This is a genomic window from Mycobacterium sp. (assembly GCF_035506235.1).
In the GTDB taxonomy this organism is placed as follows: Bacteria; Actinomycetota; Actinomycetes; order Mycobacteriales; family Mycobacteriaceae; genus Mycobacterium.
In genome coordinates, this window is sequence record NZ_DATJPU010000190.1 from 1 (window position 1) to 3220 (window position 3220).

3 protein-coding genes and 1 tRNA gene are annotated in these 3220 nt (G+C 65.0%); 1 reads left to right on the plus strand and 3 read right to left on the minus strand.

The features are described 5' to 3' along the window. Positions 1-873 (minus strand): adenylate/guanylate cyclase domain-containing protein (locus tag VMD50_RS18100; RefSeq protein ID WP_325429255.1); only part of this gene is annotated, 873 nt, incomplete at its 3' end. A 159-nt stretch (positions 874-1032) separates the two neighbouring features. Between VMD50_RS18100 and VMD50_RS18105 the strand changes: the two genes are divergently transcribed. Next, a complete protein-coding gene (locus VMD50_RS18105) occupies positions 1033-1884 on the plus strand; it encodes a maleylpyruvate isomerase N-terminal domain-containing protein (protein ID WP_325429257.1) in 852 nt (283 codons plus the stop codon). Positions 1885-1942: 58 nt separating this feature from the next. Here VMD50_RS18105 and VMD50_RS18110 read toward each other — a convergent pair whose 3' ends face one another. Together VMD50_RS18110 and VMD50_RS18115 are read right to left on the minus strand one after the other, a co-directional pair. Next, entirely contained in the window at positions 1943-2908 is a 966-nt protein-coding gene (locus tag VMD50_RS18110; protein ID WP_325429259.1) for a hypothetical protein, read from the minus strand. Positions 2909-3088: 180 nt separating this feature from the next. Continuing rightward, positions 3089-3162, minus strand: a tRNA-Ile gene (locus VMD50_RS18115). Positions 3163-3220 lie beyond the last annotated feature (58 nt).

Sequence of the window (3220 nt, forward strand, 5' to 3'; positions counted from 1 at the left end):
CAGGCCCAGCGCGCGGATCACCTCCACCGGCACCAGATCCGGATCGGTGATCGGCGCCAGATCGACCAACCACACCCCGTCGCCGAATCCACCCGCGATCGCGGCGGCGATCTGCACCGCCAGGCGCGTCTTGCCGACACCGCCCGCCCCGGTGAGCGTCACGAACCGGTTGTCGGCCAGGATCTGCCGCACATCATTCAATTCGGCTTCGCGGCCCACGAAGCTGGTGAACAGTACCGGGAGATGCTGGGCAACAACGCTTTCGCGCGTGCGAAGCGGAGGAAAGTCGTTGCGAAGGTCGGGGTGGCACAGCTGCACCACCCGTTCCAGGCGCGGGAGATCCCGCAGCTGATGCGAACCAAGGTCGGTCAGCCAGGCGTCGGCCGGCAACCGATCGAGAACCAGATCGTTGGTGGTGCCCGACAGCACGGTCTGGCCGCCGTGAGCCAGCTCGCGCAGGCGTGCGGTCCGGTTGATTGTCGGACCAATGTAGTTGCCCTCGTCACGCAGCTGCACCTCCCCGGTATGCACACCGATACGCAGCCGGATCGGGGCCAGCGGTGCCCGCTGCAAGTCCAGGGCACACGCCACCGCGTCGCTGGCCCGCGAAAACGCGACCACGAAACTATCCCCCTCGCCCTGCTCCACCGGCCGCACACCGTCATAGGCGGAGATGACCTCACACACCATACGATCCACCCGCGCGACGGCGGCCGTCATCTCCTCCGGTTGGATCTGCCACAGCCGGGTGGAGCCCTCAACGTCGGCCAGCAGCAACGTCACCGTTCCGGTCGGAAGCTCGCTCATACCCAGGTCGCTCCAGTTCAACGGCGTGTCCGCCCGTAGGTCCGTTCCGCTCATGCTAGCCAGCATGCGGTGGCCAAGTACCGCAAACATCAGCGGAAACGCGTAGATTTGCCGTCCCTCTGGGAGGAGCTACGACACCTCACCGCACAGATCTACGCGTCAGGACAGACGATCCCGCGCCGACGACGACGGACAGTCGACTCATACCAACCCGAGGAGGCCACCATGACCATCCACACCAAGCCAGTAGTGGCATTAGACCGGGAAGCGGCCCGGGCGGCGATCAGCGCGGCGACAGGGCGGTTCACCGCACTGCTGCGGGAGACCGACGACATCGAGCGCCCGGCCGCGGGCACCGACTGGACGGTCGCCGAGACCGCGGCCCATGTGTACATCGTGCTCACCGGGTTCAGTGCGGCGATCACCGCGGAGCCGCAAGCGCTGACCCCGGAACAGTACCTGGATGCGGACTTCCCGACCCGACTGGCGGCCAGCAACGCCGCCACCATCGACATGGTCGACCACACCGACGCGGGACAGCTCGCGGAGCTGATCACCGCTGCGGCACAACGGTTTCTGCGGCTCGCGGCGGCGGCCGATCCGGAGATGGAATGCGCGACGCCGTGGTACGGCTCGGGCCGAACCCGCACCGTGGACTGCCTTACCGCGCTGGCACTAGGGGAGCTGACCGTGCACGGACACGACATCGCGACCGAGACAGGGCGGCCGTGGCCGATCTCTGCCGCGCACGCGAAGCTCATCCTGGGCACGGTGTGCCCGGAGATGTCACCGTTGATCGTGCGGCCCGAGGCGGGCCGCGGCGCGCCGGTGACATACGAGGTCCGGTTGCGCGGCAATGGCCCGCGCTACGTCATCCGGGTCGCGGACGGCACGGCGGAAGTCCGGGCCGTCGGCGGGCCGGTGGATTGTGTGATCTCCGCGGACCCGGCGACGTACTTACTGGTCGTCTACGGGCGAATACCGCTCGGGCGGGCGCTGCTGCGCGGCGGGATTTTGGCGAAGGGCCGCCGTCCGTGGCTCGGGCTGCGTTTCAAGAACCTGTTCTTCAATCCGTGAACTACGTGGCTGCGACAGCGACGTCGGAGTCGGCGGAATGGCAGCTCCAACCGAGCGTCTACGGAGTAGACACCCTGACGAACTGCTGATCTGGGCCCACATTAAGGGTCACCGTCTTGCCGGGCTTCTGGACGAAGACGGTCATCTGGGTTCGCCCTTCGTTGAAACTCTGAATGGTCGAGCGAAGCCCTATCGACCCCGTTCCACGCCGAGCAATCGGCAACGAAATGTCCTCGCCGATATTGAGTGACCGCACAGGGACCAACGGGGTTGGGCCCAGGAAGCTAGGTTCTTCATCGGCGCGCCCCGGCTCGGCCGACTTGTCGCCGGGCTTGTCCCAGGGCGTGGTCTTGAAGCCCGCCGCCTTCATCTCGGCCTTGGCCTCTTCCATGTAGTCGTCCACCTGCTTCTTCAGCGTCTCCATAAAGGACAATGCCTGCTGCTGCGCTTGCTCGTCGGTGTACGGCTCGCGCCCGACCTCCTGACGGAAAACGTTGTAGAAGTTGTTGAGTTCGTCGGCTGCGGCTTTGTGCGCTACCGGTTTTGCGAACGGCTCTGTCGTCTGTCGCACGGTCGTCATGATGGCCGCCGATGTGCGCATCGCTGAGTCGAGAACGTTGACCGGGGCGACTAGCTTCAACTTGTTGACCGGCACGGCGATACGCATCTGCGCGTCCATCACCTTCTCGGAGTGGTCCAGCTTCTCTTTGGCTTTCGGATCGTCCAACGCCGCGCGGTTGAACACGAGATCACGCATCGCATTGAAGACGCCCTTCATGTCGATGCTGGTGACCAAGATGTCGGTCGATACCTCGACGAAGTCCATTGCCGCTGTGTAAAGGCTCTCCTGCTCGCGCAGCTTGTCCTCGCGCTCCTCCTTGCGCGTCTGCATCTTCTCTTCCTGCTTCGCCTTCCGCCGGTCGCTGGCGCGAGTGGAGAAGTAGGTAGTGAAGCTGCCCAGGCTGCCCACGATGAGACCCCCGGTCCAGAACTCGTGGGTGGTGAAGATATGGGCCCAACTCATGGCTCCAGCCTATGACCGCCCACCGACACGTCCCCGGCGTGTCGCGGAGCGTGTGTTAGTTCAGCGGTTGTCCGCTCGCACCCGGTCTCGCACCCCCACGCGCCGGTAAAACGCCGGTAAATCGGCCTTCTGATCGACGCCTGACCGGGGGCGCAACGCCTCTGACCAGGTCTTTTAACGTGGGGCGGGCGGGACTCGAACCCGCGACCAACGGATTATGAGTCCGCGGCTCTAACCAACTGAGCTACCGCCCCCGGTACTAACTAGCTGCGGATATTGTCTCCGCTTCATCGTACTCGGGTCCTGAATACC